15 protein-coding genes are annotated in these 15484 nt (G+C 74.1%); 8 read left to right on the top strand and 7 right to left on the bottom strand.

The genetic code is table 11. The features are described from left to right. Positions 1-338 precede the first annotated feature (338 nt). The gene (locus O7625_RS16495; protein ID WP_007075522.1) at positions 339-518 is read left to right on the top strand and encodes a DUF4236 domain-containing protein; all 180 of its coding nucleotides are present in this window, start codon (positions 339-341) and stop codon (positions 516-518) included. Positions 519-717: 199 nt separating this feature from the next. After that, entirely contained in the window at positions 718-1248 is a 531-nt protein-coding gene (locus tag O7625_RS16490; protein ID WP_282339692.1) for a potassium channel family protein, read from the top strand. Here the strand turns inward: O7625_RS16490 and O7625_RS16485 are convergent. Both O7625_RS16485 and O7625_RS16480 read right to left on the bottom strand, forming a co-directional pair. Beyond that, positions 1208-2104, bottom strand: a complete 897-nt coding sequence (locus O7625_RS16485; RefSeq protein WP_282339690.1) for a hypothetical protein — start codon at positions 2102-2104, stop codon at positions 1208-1210. The two genes, O7625_RS16490 and O7625_RS16485, sit on opposite strands and share 41 nt — an antisense overlap. Before the next feature lie 24 nt (positions 2105-2128). Next, on the bottom strand, positions 2129-2650 hold the full coding sequence (locus O7625_RS16480) for a VOC family protein (protein WP_282339688.1): 522 nt from the start codon (positions 2648-2650) through the stop codon (positions 2129-2131). A gap of 50 nt (positions 2651-2700) precedes the next feature. Between O7625_RS16480 and O7625_RS16475 the strand changes: the two genes are divergently transcribed. Together O7625_RS16475 and O7625_RS16470 are read left to right on the top strand one after the other, a co-directional pair. Further along, a complete protein-coding gene (locus O7625_RS16475) occupies positions 2701-3162 on the top strand; it encodes a MarR family transcriptional regulator (protein ID WP_067312354.1) in 462 nt (153 codons plus the stop codon). Between the two features lie 57 nt (positions 3163-3219). Beyond that, positions 3220-5007, top strand: a complete 1788-nt coding sequence (locus O7625_RS16470) for a tetratricopeptide repeat protein (protein ID WP_282339685.1) — start codon at positions 3220-3222, stop codon at positions 5005-5007. A gap of 118 nt (positions 5008-5125) precedes the next feature. Here O7625_RS16470 and O7625_RS16465 read toward each other — a convergent pair whose 3' ends face one another. Continuing rightward, complete coding sequence (locus O7625_RS16465) at positions 5126-6595, bottom strand: ATP-binding protein (RefSeq protein ID WP_282346974.1); 1470 nt, start codon at positions 6593-6595, stop codon at positions 5126-5128. A gap of 41 nt (positions 6596-6636) precedes the next feature. Continuing rightward, entirely contained in the window at positions 6637-7293 is a 657-nt protein-coding gene (locus O7625_RS16460; RefSeq protein ID WP_282339684.1) for a response regulator transcription factor, read from the bottom strand. A 95-nt stretch (positions 7294-7388) separates the two neighbouring features. On the opposite strand from O7625_RS16460, the gene O7625_RS16455 reads away from it, so the two are divergent. Then, a complete protein-coding gene (locus tag O7625_RS16455; RefSeq protein WP_282339683.1) occupies positions 7389-8543 on the top strand; it encodes a sigma-E factor regulatory protein RseB domain-containing protein in 1155 nt (384 codons plus the stop codon). Positions 8544-8769: 226 nt separating this feature from the next. After that, positions 8770-11061, top strand: a complete 2292-nt coding sequence (locus O7625_RS16450) for an AAA family ATPase (protein WP_282346973.1) — start codon at positions 8770-8772, stop codon at positions 11059-11061. A gap of 63 nt (positions 11062-11124) precedes the next feature. Here the strand turns inward: O7625_RS16450 and O7625_RS16445 are convergent, their stop codons facing one another. Continuing rightward, positions 11125-11514 carry a hypothetical protein gene (locus O7625_RS16445; protein WP_067312370.1) on the bottom strand — a complete coding sequence of 130 codons (390 nt, stop codon included), beginning with the start codon at positions 11512-11514 and terminating at the stop codon, positions 11125-11127. Positions 11515-11935: 421 nt separating this feature from the next. Between O7625_RS16445 and O7625_RS16440 the strand changes: the two genes are divergently transcribed. Continuing rightward, the gene (locus tag O7625_RS16440) at positions 11936-12271 is read left to right on the top strand and encodes a hypothetical protein (RefSeq protein ID WP_172898502.1); all 336 of its coding nucleotides are present in this window, start codon (positions 11936-11938) and stop codon (positions 12269-12271) included. Positions 12272-12464: 193 nt separating this feature from the next. Here the strand turns inward: O7625_RS16440 and O7625_RS16435 are convergent, their stop codons facing one another. After that, positions 12465-13454, bottom strand: coding sequence for a sporulation protein (locus O7625_RS16435; protein ID WP_282339682.1), 990 nt, complete (start codon positions 13452-13454; stop codon positions 12465-12467). Positions 13455-13517: 63 nt separating this feature from the next. Beyond that, positions 13518-14783 (bottom strand): multidrug effflux MFS transporter, encoded by a 1266-nt coding sequence (locus O7625_RS16430; RefSeq protein ID WP_282339680.1) that lies wholly within the window; start codon positions 14781-14783, stop codon positions 13518-13520. Between the two features lie 398 nt (positions 14784-15181). Here O7625_RS16430 and O7625_RS16425 point away from each other — a divergent pair, with 398 nt between their 5' ends. After that, positions 15182-15355 carry a hypothetical protein gene (locus O7625_RS16425; RefSeq protein ID WP_282339678.1) on the top strand — a complete coding sequence of 58 codons (174 nt, stop codon included), beginning with the start codon at positions 15182-15184 and terminating at the stop codon, positions 15353-15355. Positions 15356-15484: the final 129 nt, after the last annotated feature.

The raw sequence follows: 15484 nt of genomic DNA, 5'->3' as shown, positions 1-15484 counted from the left end.
AACAGAGCGCGCTCGCGTGCCGGACCAGGTCGACGTGCACGCGAGCGGTGAGGTGGAGCTCGTCCCGCTGCGACATGACCTCATGTTGCCGGCCGCGAGGCGAACCGGTCAACGTTCTTCCATCAGATGGGACTTGCGTGTTTCGCCACGCTCTTTAACTCGCCTACCTGCGTTTATAAATCCTTAACACCTACCTACTAGCTAGAGTTTTCGAAACCGTCCAGCTCGGACCGGAGCAGGTTCCAGCTCGGACCGGAGCAGGTTTCGGATTTCGTGGATGCGGGCATCTACCGGGTCGAGACGGCAGCAACGACAGGGAACGCGAAGGGAGCGCCACGATGGGTCTGATGTTCCGCAAGCGCAAGAAGTACGGGCCGATCATCCTGAACTTCACCGAGAACGGCTTCTCCTCGTGGAGCATCAAGATCGGTCGCTGGTCCTGGAACTCCCGGGCCAAGGCGCACCGTGTCGACCTGCCGGGCCCGCTGTCCTGGAAGCAGGACAAGTCCCGCGCGTGACCCCTTCGATCGATCGGGGCGTCGACGGTTCGTCGACGCCCCGATCGGCGTTCGTGCACCGGGCACGGCAGCGGCCGGGTTCGGCGTTCGTGCACCCGGCGCGACAGCGACCGGGTTCGGCGTTCGTGCACCCGGCGCGACAGCGACCGGGTTCGGCGTTCACCGCATCGGGGCCGCCACGACGGCGCAGAATCGCCGCATGGCACGCGACGACGGGAGCTACCCACGGGCACGGCGGCACGCCCTGGCGTCCTGCGCCCTGCTGCTGGCCAGCTACTTCCTGATTCCGCTGGAGCCCGATCCGAACGGCCTGCGGCTGACCCTGCGGGCGGCGGGCACCCTGCTGCTGATCAGCGTGGTCACCTTCCTGGTCACCCGCCAGGTCAGTCGCCAGCTCGGCAACCGCGCGCCCGCCGGCGCGGACGAGGCCCGGTCGTTGAGCCGGCTGGTGGTGGCCCTGGTCGCCGGGCTGCTCGCCTTCGCGCTGGCCGACTACGTGGTGGCCGGCAGCGGACCGGGCCAGTTCGTCGGGCTACGCACCCGGTGGGACGCCCTCTACTTCGCGCTGGCCACCCTCACCACGGTCGGCTACGGCGACGTGCACGCCCAGGGACAGCTCGCCAAGGCGATCGTCTGCGTGCAGATGCTGTTCAGCATCGGGGTGATCGCCACCGGGGCGTCCATCGTGGTCAAGCGGCTGACCGGCCGGCCGGGGCGGGATCCGCGCTGATCAGCACGTCTCCGCCGAGCCGTCCGTGCGCCGGCTCCCGGGTGACCGCGCCGGTCTCCAGCAGGGCGGTCAGCGCGCCACCGGCGTCCACCGCCCGGTACGCCGTCGCGGTCAGTGCGTGCCGCCGCAGCTCGGTCACCGTACGCGGACCGTGCCGGGCCAGTTCGGCCAGGAGTTCGTCGGCCAGCGGGCCGGCCGGTGGCGGGACGACGGCCTCACGCAGCCCGCCGGCCGGATCGCGGTACCGCACCGGGCCGGAGGAGGCGGCCGTCCAGAGTGCCTCCTTGAAGGCTTCGAGGCTCTTGTCCAGCCCGCTGCCGAAGGCGACCAGCCGGGCCGGTGACCCGTCGGCGGGCACCAGTTCGACCTCGGCGACCAGGGGGTACCCGGCCGCCGTCAGGGCCGGTCGCAGGGTGGCGGTCGGGGCGGCGGTGAGCAGCACCTCGGCCGGGCGGCCGGTCGTGGTGGCGGCCAGCAACGCCGGTTCGGGTGCCGCGCCGTCGATCAGGGTGAGCAGTGGTGCGCCGGCCGCACCGGCCGCCCGGAGCACCACCGGCAACCGGGCCGGGTCGCCGGGCACCACGTGCACGGCAACGTCGGCCGGGAGGCCGGCCTCGACGGCACCGAGCCGGGTGGGTAGTTCCGGGTCGTCACCGGCGAGCACCAGCACGGTGAGCCGACGGCCCCGGAGCCGGTCGGCGACGCCGGCCACCGCCCGCAGGGCCGCCTCGGCGGTGCCGGGGTCACCGGCGTACGACAGCGCGAGGGTGGCCCGCCGGGAGCGGTGCAGCGCCCCCGGTAGCCAGTGGTCGAGCTGACGGACGAGCAGCTCCCGCAGGACGGCGTCGATCGACATGCTGTCGTTCTACCGTACGGCGGTTCAGACCGGCACGGAGATCCCCACCCCGCCCCGGGTCTGCCCGCCGTAGCGGGCGCGCTCCCGGTCGAGGTCGAGCCGGCCGATCCGCTTGCGGGCCGCGAGGGTCTCCTCGTCGAGCAGGTCGGCCGGGACGATCCAGACGATCTCGAACTCCAGCCCGTCGGGGTCGCGGCCGTAGAGGCTCTTGGTGGTGCCGTGGTCTGAGGTGCCGACCAGGGCGTCGGCGGCGGCCAGCCGCTGCGCGGTGGCGGCCAGCTCGTCGAGGGTGTCCAGCTCCCAGGCCAGGTGGTAGAGGCCGACGGTGGCCCGCCCGGCCTGCGAGCGGCCGGCGTTCGCGCCGATCTCGAACAGACCGAGGTCGTGGTCGTTGGTGGAGTCGGGGGCCTGGAGGAAGGCCGCGCCCCGGAAACCGTCCGGGGTCATCGGCACCGGGCGGAAGCCCAGGACGTCGCGGTAGAAGGCGATGCTGCGGCCGAGGTCGGAGACGTAGAGCACGGCGTGGTTGAGGCGATGGATTCCCATGCCGACGACGTTACCCGGATTTTGTTGAGCGTTCAACTATTCCGGCTATGATGACCGTCATGACCCGCTGGCTGGACCCCGACGAGCAGCAGACCTGGCGCGCCTTCCTGGCCGCCTCCCGGGCGCTGACCGACACCCTCGACCGCGAGCTGCAACGCGACGCCGGAATGCCGCACGCCTACTACGAGATCCTGGTCCGGCTCTCCGACGTGCCCGACCGGCGGCTGCGGATGAGCGAGCTGGCCGACCTCACCGGCTCCTCGCGCAGCCGGCTCTCGCACGCCGTCGCCCGGCTGGAGACCAGCGGCTGGGTCCGTCGCGAGGACTGCCCCACCGACCGGCGCGGGCAGATCGCCGTCCTCACCGACACCGGTTTCGCGGCCCTCGCCGCCGCCGCCCCGGGCCACGTCGAGGGGGTACGCCGGCATCTGTTCGACGCGCTCAGCCCGGCCCAGGTCGACCAGCTACGCCGGATCAGCGAGACACTGGTCGCCCACCTGACCGGTTCTTGACCAAGTTGCCGACCGGCAAGGGTTGTACTAACCGTCGCCGGCCAAGCACGATGGGGCGTGTCTTCCGGCTTCGGTGAACTGACCCTCCAGGCGCAGCACCTGGTGTCCGCCGGCGACCTGGCCGGTGCCCAACGACTGCTCGCCGACGCGCTGACCGACGCGGACCCCCGCCCCGACCACGCCTCCCCCGAGCTGGCCGAGGCCGCCGGGCTCCAGGCCCGACTGCTGGTCACCCTCGGCGAACCGCACTCGGCGCGGGGCTGGGCCGCCTTCGCGTACGCGGCGTCGAGCCGGTTGTACGGCATCTCCGACCAGCGGACCATCTCGACGGCGGCCACCCTGGCGGCGGTGCTGCACCGGGTCGGCAGCGACGCCCGCGCCGCCCGGCTCTACTCCGAGGTGATCCTGGAGCTGACCGCGCACGACGGCCCGGAGTCGCTGCGGGTGCTCGCCGCGCACGCCGACCTGGCCACCGTGGAGTACGCCCGCGGCCAGTGCGCCCAGGCCCGGGAGCGCCTCCAGGACGCCTGGGAACTGCACCGCGAGGTGTACGGCGACGGCCACGCCAGCGGGATCAAGATGCTCGCCCGGCTCGGCGCGATGCAACGCGACTGCGGCCGGTTCGACGAGGCGCACGACAATCTCGCCCTCGCCCGCGAGCTGGCCCGCCAGCACCTGGCCGCCGACGACCCGCTGGCCCGGCAGGTGGCCGCGCTGGCCCGGGCCGCCGCCGACCCGGACCACGTCTGCGACGACGAACCCGCCCCGGAGCGCGAAGCACCGGTGGTGCCGGCCGCCCGCACCCCGCCGCCCGCCGAGGGGCCACCCGACCCGCCGGCCTGGTCGGTCGGGGTGACGCCGCCCGACGAGACGTACCCGCCGACGGTGCCCGGCCAGCGGCTGCCCACCGAGGACGGCTACCCGGCAGGTGGCTATCCGGGAGGCGGCTACCCGGGGGACGACTACCCCGGGGACGGCTCGGGGGGTGGCTACCCGGGGGACGGCTACCCGGCCGGGGGCGGCTACCTTCCGCCGGACGGTCGTCCCGGCTCCGGCTACCCGGACGCGGGGCACCACGCCGGGGGCACCGGCGACACCGGCCGCACCGGCTACCCCACCGGCCCGGACTACCCGACCGGCCCGGACTACCCGATCACGCCCGACTACCCCACCGCGCCGGACTACCCGGCCGGATCGGGCCGGATCGGGGACGACGGACGCTGGCCGGCCGGGACGCCCGCCGGCCGGCGCGAACCCCCGTACGCCCCGCCGCCGACGCACGGTCGCGCCGACGACGAGGCAGCCGGGGTACGCCGGGTCCACGCACCGGCCCCGGTGGACCGGTCCCGGCTGCTGCCCGTGCTGGTGCCCCGCCGGCACGCCCCGCCGCCCCGGCGACCGGGGGCCGTGCCGATGGTGGCGGCCGGCGTGGCGGTGGTGCTGCTCGGTGCTGTCGCGGTGATCGCCGGGGTGTCCGGGGTGGGCGGTTCCGGCGACCCGTCGCCGGCCGCGCCGGGCAACCCCGGGACCGCCCCGAGCAGCGCCGGCACGCCGGCCCCACCGCCCGCGTCACCCGGCACCCCACCGGGGCGGGTGACCCTGCGCGACCGGCCCGACGGCATCACCCTGAGCTGGACGTACCCGGCCGGTAGTGAGGGTCCGGTGATCCTGTCCGCCGGCCGGGCCGGGCAGGATCCGCGTCCGTTCGAGACGTTGCCGCCCGGGACCGACAGCTTCGTCGTGCACGGCCTGGACCGCACCACCGACTACTGCTTCACCGTCGCCGTGGTCTGGTCCACCGACGTGGTGGCCCGGGCGAAACGGGTCTGCACCGCCCGTCGCTGACCCACCGCCCCGGCCGGACGACGCGGACAGCCGCACCCCTGCGGCCGCCACCACGTCCGGGTCGCCCCCGCCCGGGCACCGGAGTAGCCGCCCGGTCACCGGAGCGGCCCGGCGACGGTCAGTCGGGCTCCGGCAGGAGCGGTAGGCGCAGCCGCACCACCAGTCCGGGGCCGGCGTCGGCCAGCTCCACCGTGCCGCCGCCCCGGCGGACCAGTTCCCGGACGATGGCCAGGCCCAGGCCCGCGCCGCCCGCGTCCCGGGCCCGGCCCTCGTCGAGCCGGGTGAACCGCCGGAACACCCGTTCCCGGTCCGCGGCCGGGATGCCCGGCCCGTCGTCGGTCACCGTCACCAGGTGGTACGCCCCGTCCACCGCCGGCTCGACGGCCAGTACGATCCGCTCCCGGGCGTGCCGGACGGCGTTGTCGACCAGGTTCCCCAGCACCCGCCGCAACTCGTCGGGAACGCCGACCGTCCACGCCGACCCCGCCACGGCGACGGTCACGACCGGCGACGCAGGCGACCCCGGCACGACCGGCGACGCAGGCGACGCGGGCGACCCCGACGGAACTGGCGACCCCGGCACGACCGGCGACGCGGGCGACCCCGGGCCGGACACGGCGGTGCCGGCGGCCCGCGGCCCCGGCCGGCGGGCGGCCACCTCGGCGAGCAGCCCGCCCAGCTCCACCGGTTCCGCCTCGCGGGGCGGGCCGGGCGGCCGGGCCGGCTGCTCGTCGAGCCGGGCCAGCAGCAGCAGGTCGTCGACGAGCCGGCCCAGCCGCTCGGTGTCGACGAGCAGGTCGGCGGCGACGGCGGGCCAGTCGGAACGGTCACCGAGCCGCTGGGCCACCTCCAGCTCGGTACGCATGTTCGTCAACGGGCTGCGCAGCTCGTGTGCCGCATCGGCGAGAAACGACCGCTGCCGCGCCCGGGCCGCCGACAGCCGGTCCAGCATGTCGTTCAGGGTCACCGCCAGCCGGTGGATCTCGTCCTGCGAGGCGGGCACCGGCAGCCGGTCGGCCGCGTCCCGGCCGGTGATCTCGGCGGCCCCGCTGCGCAACGCCTCGACCGGCCGCAGGGTCGCCCCGACCACCCGCCAGGCGACCACCGCGAGCAGCCCCACCAGCAGCGGGAAGGCGACCAGGAGCACCGTCCGGGCGGCCTGGGTGGCGTGCCGGACGTCCACCGTGGAGCGACCCACCAGCACGGTCACCGGCTCCCCCGCCGCCTGGGCCGGCACCGCCACCACCCGGACCGGCCCCTGCCAGCCGAGCCGCTGGCCGGGCACCACCGTCCGTCGCCGGCCCTCCCCGGCGAGCTGGTCGGGGCGGACCATCGGCACCAGCCGGTCGGCGTCGATGGAAGCGGCCCGGATCCGTCCGGCCGAGTCGACCACCTGCACCCGCAGCTGCCCGCCCGCCACCGGCAGCGGATCGGGCACGGCGTCCTCCGCGGCCAGCCGGGCCACCGCGTCGGCCGTCCGGAACGCCTCCTCGTCGACGGTGCGTTGCAGCGTCCACCCCAGCGCCACCAGCAGCACCACCCCGCCCAGGGCCAGGCCGACCGAGAGCCCGGCCACCCCGAGCACCATCAGCCGGGCCCGCAGGCCCAGCGCCGACCAGCGCAGCCGGCTCACGGGATCAGCCGGTAACCGGCGCCCCGCACGGTCTCCAACCGGTCCCGGCCGATCTTGCGGCGCAGGTAGCCGACGTAGACCTCGACCGCGTTCGGCGCGGTACGCAGGCTCGCGTCCCAGACGTGGTCGAGCAGCTCGGTCTTGGAGATCACCTCGCCGGGCCGACGGATCAGGTACTCCAGCAGCGCGAACTCCCGGGCAGTGAGCACCACCTCGACGTCGGCCCGGGTGACCCGTCGGCGGGCCGGATCGAGCCGCAGGTCGCCGAGGGCGAGCACGGTCGGCCGCTCGGGGGCGCCCCGCCGCAGCAACGCCCGCAGCCGGGCCACCAGCACCACGTACGAGAAGGGCTTGGTGAGGTAGTCGTCCGCGCCGCAGTCCAGCCCGTCGGCCTGGTCGTACTCGCCGTCCTTGGCCGAGAGCATCAGCACCGGCAGCCAGCGCTCGTCGGCGCGCAACCGGCGGACCACCTCGTAACCGGACAGGCCGGGGAGCATCACGTCGAGGATCATCGCGTCGTAACCGCCGTGCCGGGCGGCGTCCAGCCCGGCCGGGCCGGTGCCCGCCGTGTCCACCACGAACCCCTCGGCGGTCAGGCCACGCTGCAACGCCGCCGCCAGCCGCGCCTCGTCCTCCACCACCAGCACCCGCATCGTCCCAGCGTGCCACCCCGACGCGACCGGCCGGGCGGGCGTCCTCAGCCGGCTCACAGCACCGAACCGGCAGGATGGTCCCAGGAGGTGCCGTCATGTCCGTACTGAAGAACCGTTCCACCCTGCGGTGGCTGGTGCCGCTGGCCGCCGCGGTCACCGTCGTCGGCGGGGGTGCCGCGATCGGCACGTTCGCGGCGAACGCCGAGCCAGCCCTGCCCCCGCGCAGCGCCGCCCAGCTCCTGGTCGACCTACAGACCGCCCGGCTGGACGGGCTCTCCGGCACGGTGGTGCAGCGTGCCGACCTCGGGCTGCCGCCGTTGGTCGGCCTGGCCGGTGGGGACGCCGCGCTGCTCGCCGGCACGCACACCCTGCGGGTCTGGTACTCCGGCCCGGACCGGCAGCGGGTCGCGCTGCTGGACACCCTCGGCGAACGGGACGTCATCCGGTCCGGCCGGGACCTGTGGACCTGGGACAGCCGGGCCAACAAGGCCACCCACCGGACCCTGCCGGAGTCGACCGGGCGGACGGCGGACGAGGCGCTGCCGATCACCCCGCAGGACGCCGCCGAGCGGGCGCTGGCCGCCGTGGACCCGAGCACCCTGGTCACCACCGGCCGGTCGGCCACCGTCGCCGGCCGGGACGCGTACGAGCTGGTGCTCACCCCGCGTGACGAGGCGTCCCTGGTGCACCAGGTGCGGATCGCCATCGACGCCACCGAGCACGTGCCGCTGCGGTTCGAGGTGCTCGCCGACGGCGCCGACCAGCCGGCGTTCGAGGTGGCCTTCACCCAGGTCGACTACCAGCGGCCGGACGCCGACCAGTTCACCTTCAACCCGCCGCCCGGGGTGAAGGTGACCGAGGCCACCGGTGACCGGCCGCACGCCCGGGACGGGGCTCAGCCGAAGGCCGGCGTCGGGTCGAAGCCCGGTGCGGCGCAGCGGTCCGGGGACGGCGACGACGCCGGTCTGCGTACCGTCGGGGACGGCTGGGCCACGGTGCTGGTGGCGCGGACGGGCGCGGCGGACGCGACCCGGACCCCGGCCGGCGGGGCGGCGAAGCCCGCACCGGCCGACGGTCCCGGCGCGGCACAGGCGCTCGACCTGCTCAACGGGTTGCCGAAGGTCAGCGGGGACTGGGGCAGCGGCCGGCTGTTCGCCGGGAAGCTGTTCAGCGTGCTGCTCACCGACGACGGGCGGGTGCTCGCCGGAGCGGTCACGCCGGAGCGGCTCTACCAGGCGGCGCGGGGCTGACCCGACACGCGACGACCTACGGGGGTCCGGACCGGCGGGAGTCGGTGCGGACCCCCGTAGGGTGTCCGGGGTGACCCGTCCGGTTCCCGCGGCCGGCCCGCCCGGCCTGGCGGGAGGCTTGGTGCGGGCCGCCGCAGGCGGTATCTTGAGCAGTTCCCGAAATAGCAGCTGGAATGACCGAAGAGCCGTTCCAGCGGCCTTTCCAGCACGAGGAGACGGCTTGTCGATGGGTCCGGACAAGCTGCGGCACCACGACGACGAGATCGGCCGCGAGCAGGAGTACGTCTCGATGCTCTACGACCGGCTGGACGCGATGCGCGAGCAGGCCGGCAGCCGGCTCGCCGACGCGCTGCGGGCCGGTGGCGGCGGCACCCAGCAGGACCGCTCCCAACGGGACAGCGCCCTGCGGATGTACGCCGACCAGGTCAGGCAGTTCTCGGCGGTCGCCCAGGGGCTGGCCTTCGGCCGGCTCGACGGCACCGACGGCAGCCGGCGCTACATCGGCCGGATCGGCATCTTCGACAACGACAGTGACTACGATCCGCTGCTGATGGACTGGCGGGCACCCGCCGCCCGCCCCTTCTACCTCGCCACCGCCGCCAACCCGCAGGGGGTACGGCTGCGGCGGCACCTGCGCACCCGCGAGCGCAAGGTCACCGGCCTCAACGACGAGGTGCTGGACATCGAGTCCGCCTCCCCCACCGGTCACGAGGAGCTGACCGGTCAGGCTTCCCTGCTCGCCGCGCTCAACGCGGGGCGTACCGGCCGGATGCGGGACATCGTGGAGACCATCCAGGCCGAGCAGGACCGGATCATCCGGGCCGACCTGGCGGGGGTGCTGGTCGTGCAGGGCGGGCCGGGCACCGGCAAGACGGCCGTCGCGCTGCACCGCGCCGCGTACCTGCTCTACACCCACCGGCAGCAGCTCTCCACCCGGGGCGTACTGCTGGTCGGGCCGAACGCCACCTTCCTGCGCTACATCTCGCAGGTGCTGCCGACGCTGGCCGAGACGGGCGCGCTGCTCAGCACCCCCGGTGACCTCTTCCCCGGGGTGAACGCCCGCCGGGCCGAGCCGGCCGGGACCGCCGCGGTCAAGGGCCGGGCGGTGCTGGCCGAGGTGCTCGCCGCCGCCGTCCGCGACCGGCAGTGGGTGCCCGACGAGCCGTTGGAGATCGAGCTTCCCCAGCGGGAGGTGCTGCTGCTGGACCCGGCGACCGTGCGGCTGGCCCGGGAGCGGGTCCGGCGCACCGGTCGACCGCACAACCTGGCCCGCGCCCAGTTCGACATCGAGATCGTGCACGCCCTGGCCGACCAGGTGGCCGAGCGGATCGGCGCCGACCCGCTCGGCGGCGACAACCTGCTGGAGGAGGCGGACCGCGCCGAGATCCGCCGGGAACTGCGCGAGGAGCCGGAGGTCACCGCCGCGCTGGACCGGCTCTGGCCGGTGCTCACCCCGCAGCAGTTCCTCGACGACCTGTACGCCTCGCCGGAGCGGATCGCCGCCGCCGCGCCGATGCTCACCGACGCCGAACGTGCCCTGCTGCACCGTCCGCCGGGCGACGGCTGGACGCCGGCCGACGTGCCGCTGCTGGACGAGAGCGCCGAGCTGCTCGGCGAGGACGAACGGGCCGCCACCGCCCGCCGGGAGCGGCTGCGCTCGTTCCAGCGCGAGTACGCCGAGGGGGTGCTGGACATCGCCCGGGGTTCCCGCTCGATCGACGTGGAGGACGACGCCGACGGCGGCGAGATCCTCGGTGTCACCGACCTGATCGACGCCGACCGGCTGCTGGAACGGCAGGAGGAGGGCGACCGGCTGACCACCGCTCAGCGGGCCGCCGCCGACCGGAGCTGGGCGTTCGGCCACGTCATCGTCGACGAGGCGCAGGAGCTGACCCCGATGGCCTGGCGGCTGCTGATGCGCCGCTGCCCGAGCCGGTCGATGACCATCGTCGGGGACGTCGCCCAGACCGGTGCGCTGGCCGGCACCCCGTCCTGGGCCGAGGCGTTGGAGCCGTACGTGGCGCAGCGGTGGCGGCTGGAGGAGCTGACCGTCAGCTACCGCACCCCGGCCGAGGTGATGGCGGTCGCCGCCGAGGTGCTCGCCGGGATCGACCCGGCGCTGCGCCCACCCCGCTCGGTACGCCGCAGCGGCGTGCCGCCGTGGGACCGGACGGTCGCCGCCGACCGGCTCGCCGCCGAGCTGGTCGAGGCGGCCAACCGGGAGGCCGCCGGGCTGGACGAGGGGCGGCTCGGGGTGATCGTGCCGGCCGGCCGGGCCGCCGAACTGGCCGGCGCGGTGCTCGCCGCGCTGCCCGAGGCGGGGGTCGGCGAGCAGCCCGAGCTGGAGAGCCGGGTGGTGCTGCTGACCGTCGGCCAGGCCAAGGGGCTGGAATTCGACTCGGTGCTGGTGGTCGACCCGGACGGGATCGTGGCCGAGTCCCCGCGCGGGCGCAGCGACCTCTACGTGGCGCTGACCCGCGCCACGCAGCGGCTGGGCGTGCTCCGTCCCGCCTCCTGACAGTGCTGATGTGGGGGGCGGGTCCACCCGGCCGGTCTGTCCCGACCCCGCCGCCCTCCGCGGTCAGTCGTCGGAGAAGTCACCGATCTCGACCGCGCTGGCGGCCTGGTCGCTGACGGCGCCGCCGGTCGGGGTGCTCAGGCCGCCGGTGCCGGCGTCGCCGGTGGTGGTCGGGGCCACCGTGCCCGGGTGCCGTTCGGGTTGCCGGGCGACCCGGCGCACACTGGCCGGGCCGGCGGTGCCGCCGGTGGTGGTCACCGCGCCCTGACCCCTGGTCGGGCCGCCGTCACGCAGCACCTCCGGGTCGATCGGCACGTCGGCCACGTCGTCCGGGTCGTCCTCCTGGATGGCCCGGGTCACGTCGACCTGGGGCACGGTCACCTCGTCGAGCGCCCCAGGGCCGTACACCCCGGCGGTGAGCCGTTCCTCGGCCTGCCGGGCGGACTGTCGCATCCTGTCGCTCTCGGCCACGTTCATCACCTCTCAGCAGTGGTGGTGGTGACCCGCTGCCTGCCCGCTGCGGTGCCGACCAAACCGGCCCCGCGCCGACGTACCACGGCGGGGGTGCCCCGGCCCGGACGTCGCCGGAACGCCTCCCAGCCCCAGCCCCGGTCGCGGGCCGCGGAGGGGCGGTGTCGCGGAGGGGCGGTGTCGCGGACTGCGCGCCGTGGGCCGGTCGGCGGCGACATTTTCGGTGCCGGTCGGTGTTACCTGCTCACGGTCGGGGGGTAGACCCAGGGTGCCCCCGCCACAGCAGGTGAACCGTGCCGTGGCCGACCGCGGTAGCGGGGCGAGGGAGTGCAGGTACTCATCAAATCCTGAGGAGGACCAGATGAGCACGCAGGCTGCATCCACCAGGCCCATGAACCGGCCGATGCAGGACACCGCCCAGCGCAACGCCATGATGAACGAGCAGACCCGGCAGATGCCGGCGATGCACGACGGGCACCGGGAACCGATGATGTCTCCGGGTACGGAGACCAAGCAGTCGTTCCTGACCACCGAGTTCTGGGTCTATGCCGCCGCCGTCGCGGTCGTGGTGATCTCCGCCTTCTGGCGTGGCACCACCACGAACGGCCTGAACATCAACAACCCGAACCAGGCGTGGTGGTTCCTGACCGCCCTGACCGGCGCCTACCTGGTGAGCCGGGGCCTGGCGAAGGCGGGTTCGGCGCGGCGCTCCGGCGCGGAACGCAGGGGTCGACGCTGACCACAGCTGCGCAGCGCGAGCTGCGGAGAACGATGGCCCCCGGGGTTTCTTCCCCGGGGGCCATCGCCGTCTTACGTCAGCCGCCGCACGCGGTGGGCGCCCGGCGGCCTGACCGCCTCGGAGCCGGGGCCGCCCGCCGGAGGTCGCCCACCGGCGTGGTCACCCACCGGCGTGGTCGGTCACCGCCGGGCGGTCACTCGAAGTCGCCGCCGAAGTCGCCGCCGTCGTCGTCACCCTCGAAGGCGTCCTCGATCAGCTCCCCGGCGACCAGGCCACCGGCGACGCCGAGCGCCGCGCCGGCCACCACGCCACCCATCCCCGGACCCCGGCCGTGGTGCCCGTGGCCCTGGCCGTGCATCGGGTAGCCGTGGGTGGGGGCACCGAAGCCGGAGGAGGCACGCAGGTTGCCGTACGTCGAGGTGGTCTCGCGCAGCCAACCGTCGACGACCTGCGCCCAGTCGACCCGGTCGGCGTCGGTGTGCGCGACGGTGTAGCGGCCGAACACGTCGTGCCCGGAGCTGAGGAAGCCGCCGCGCTTGTCGCACTCCAGCACCACCTCGACCCCGTGCGGGCTGGTGACGAAGGTCAGCTCGACCTCGGAGATGGCCTGCGCGTACTGGGGCGCGGCGAAGAACTCGATCTCCTGGTAGAACGGCAGCGTCTGCTGCGAGCCCCGGATGTGGCCCCGCTCAAGGTCGGCGTGCTTGAACCGGAAACCGAGCTGCTGGAACGCGCCCAGGATGTGCTCGTGCACCGGCAGCGGGTGCACGTTCACCTGGTCCAGGTCGCTCTTGTCGACCGCGCGGGCGATCGCCAGCTCGGTGCGCAGACCCATGGTCATGCCGTGCAGGCGCTGACCGTAGACGTCGGTGATCGGGGTCTCCCACGGCACCGGGAACTGGAACGGGATGGCGAGCTGCTGCTTCGGCGCGAGCTGGAGCGGGCCGCTGACCACCATCCGGTGGAACTCCATCACCCCGGCGTACTCGCCGTCACCGCCCTCGACCTCGACCCGGGTGACCAGGCCGAGGCCGATCTGTTCGATGTCGGCCGGGGCGTCACCGCCGACCAGGTTCACGTTGCCGTCGAGGGTCAGGCCGGGCCGGGTGTTCGGGTTGGCCAGGACGGTGTCGACGCTGGGCCCACCGACACCGAACGCGCTCAGCATCTTCTTGAAGACCATCGGAACTCCCGCTTCACGGTCGGCGTACTCCACCGTGGAGCACGCACGGTTACCCGGCGCACCCTAAACGGTAGGGCTGGGAAGTGGCTGAGAGGGCACGCCGCGGCGGGCCAGCAGGATCAGCGCCCCGGACGCCGCCACGAAGAAGACCGCCATCACCGACGCCATGGGCAGCAGGGTGGCGTACCCGAGGAGACCGGTGAGGGGCGTGACCAGCGCGCCGGCCAGGAAGCCCAGGCCACCCTGGAGGGCGGCGGCGGTGCCGGCGGAGCGTCGGCCCGCCTCCTGGGCCAGCGCGGTGGTCGCCGGCAGGGTCAGGCCCATCCCGGTGACCACCACGGCGAGCAGCGCCCACGGCACCGCCAGCGGCAACGCGGCCCGGCTGTCGACCAGGGCGACGACCAGCAGGGCGAGGGTGGCCACGGTGGACGCGGCCACCCCGACCGCCCGCAGCCGGGCCGCGCCGACCCGCACCACCAGCACCCGGAACAGCAGCCCGGAGGCGGCCATCCCGGCGGCGTTGGTGGCGAAGACGAGCGTGTAGCCGGCCTCGTCCACCCGGTAGACGGTCTGGAAGACGAACGACGACCCGCCGATGTAGGTGAAGAAGCCGGCGACGGCCAGGCAGAGCACGGCGAGATGGGCGAGGAACAACCGGTCGTGCAGCAGGTCGGCCATCCGGGCCACCGCCTGGCGCGGTCCGCCGGCCTGCCGGCGGTGCGCGGGCAGCGTCTCCGGCAGCCCGACCAGCGCGGCCACCGCCATCACCGCCCCGAGCCCGGTGAGCGCGAAGAAGACGGTACGCCAGGTGCCGTGGTTGAGGATCACCCCGCCGACTGCGGGTGCCAGCACCGGACCGAGGAAGGTCACCGAGGCGATGCTGCCGAACCGGGCGGCGGCCTGTGCGCCCTGCCAGGCGTCGGTCACCATGGCCCGGCCGAGCGCCAGCCCGGTGCCGGCGGCGACACCCTGGCCGAGCCGGGCGAGGACCAGGAGCCAGCCGGTCGGGGCGACCGCGCAGACCAGCGAGAGCAGCGCGAAGACCAGGGTGCTCGCCACCACGATGCCCCGCCGGCCCCGGACGTCGCTGACCGGCCCGAGCAGGAGCTGGCCGGCGGCCATCCCGACGATGAAGGCGGTCAGGGTCAGCTGCGCCACGGTGGCGCTGGTCTCCAGGGAGCGCCGCAGCTCGGGCAGGGCGGCGATGTACGCGTCGGTGGCGAACGGCCCCACCCCGGTCAGCAGCACCAGCGCCACCATGGACGGGGTGCCCGACGGGCGGCGTCGCCGTGACGGCGTGGGAGGCGTGTCGACCTTCGGCAGGGTCACCCATCGACCCTAGACGATCTGATTCGGATGGCGTCAGGGACGGTGCGGCCGGGAATCGTGCCGCCGCGCCGGCGACGTCCACTGTCGACAGGAGAGCAGGACACGGAGAGTAACTCATACGTCCGTTTAGATGATAATTCCGGCTTTCCTCCTGGCTGGTTGTGTTTTTTATTGACAGCTATTTGATCGATGGATAACTTCGTGACCAGACGCTTGTCGGGCAGCAAGGGAAACACGGGGGCTGTTCGGGGATCCGGTCGTGTCGAGTCGCGACCTATATGGACCACTGTCCAGACAGCGGATGATCTTTCCATGGTCGCCGACAGGCGACCACAACGGGGACTCGGTGCAGCAATGAACAATCGTCGCCAATTTTTGGCGTGCCCAGGGGCGTGCGGATGACCGCCGCCCTCACGCTCGTGGCAATTTCCCTCTTCCTGGCCATCGTGGTGCCCGCCGTCGTGCGGGCCGCGCGCCGCGTCAACCACGACCTGGCCGTGCTGGCGGAGCTTCCCGCCGACGCGGCGGCAGGGCGCACGTCCACCTGCCCGGAAGACACCTCGCCGGTCTGACTCTCGGCCGTTGTCGACACCCGTCCATGCGGGCGTCGTTCAGGCCCGCCCTGGGCCGGGTCCATCCGGTTCAGCGTGCGGCTTTTCGGTATGGCTCCACACCAGTGGAAATCCGTCCACTGGATTCAT

The sequence above is a fragment of the Micromonospora sp. WMMD714 genome (assembly GCF_029581315.1).
Classification (GTDB): Bacteria; Actinomycetota; Actinomycetes; order Mycobacteriales; family Micromonosporaceae; genus Micromonospora; species Micromonospora rifamycinica.
The sequence above is the reverse complement of the archived record's forward strand: the minus strand, read 5'-3'. Positions and strand labels throughout refer to the sequence as shown.

Coding starts and splice junctions, on each gene's coding strand:
- O7625_RS16450 (WP_282346973.1), top strand. CDS start 8,770: ATGGGTCCGGACAAGCTGCGGCACCACGACGACGAGATCGGCCGCGAG.
- O7625_RS16490 (WP_282339692.1), top strand. CDS start 718: ATGGCACGCGACGACGGGAGCTACCCACGGGCACGGCGGCACGCCCTG.
- O7625_RS16485 (WP_282339690.1), bottom strand. CDS start 2,104: ATGTCGATCGACGCCGTCCTGCGGGAGCTGCTCGTCCGTCAGCTCGAC.
- O7625_RS16465 (WP_282346974.1), bottom strand. CDS start 6,595: ATGGTGCTCGGGGTGGCCGGGCTCTCGGTCGGCCTGGCCCTGGGCGGG.
- O7625_RS16460 (WP_282339684.1), bottom strand. CDS start 7,293: ATGCGGGTGCTGGTGGTGGAGGACGAGGCGCGGCTGGCGGCGGCGTTG.
- O7625_RS16475 (WP_067312354.1), top strand. CDS start 2,701: ATGACCGTCATGACCCGCTGGCTGGACCCCGACGAGCAGCAGACCTGG.
- O7625_RS16440 (WP_172898502.1), top strand. CDS start 11,936: ATGCAGGACACCGCCCAGCGCAACGCCATGATGAACGAGCAGACCCGG.
- O7625_RS16445 (WP_067312370.1), bottom strand. CDS start 11,514: ATGCGACAGTCCGCCCGGCAGGCCGAGGAACGGCTCACCGCCGGGGTG.
- O7625_RS16455 (WP_282339683.1), top strand. CDS start 7,389: ATGTCCGTACTGAAGAACCGTTCCACCCTGCGGTGGCTGGTGCCGCTG.
- O7625_RS16495 (WP_007075522.1), top strand. CDS start 339: ATGGGTCTGATGTTCCGCAAGCGCAAGAAGTACGGGCCGATCATCCTG.
- O7625_RS16425 (WP_282339678.1), top strand. CDS start 15,182: ATGACCGCCGCCCTCACGCTCGTGGCAATTTCCCTCTTCCTGGCCATC.
- O7625_RS16435 (WP_282339682.1), bottom strand. CDS start 13,454: ATGGTCTTCAAGAAGATGCTGAGCGCGTTCGGTGTCGGTGGGCCCAGC.
- O7625_RS16480 (WP_282339688.1), bottom strand. CDS start 2,650: ATGGGAATCCATCGCCTCAACCACGCCGTGCTCTACGTCTCCGACCTC.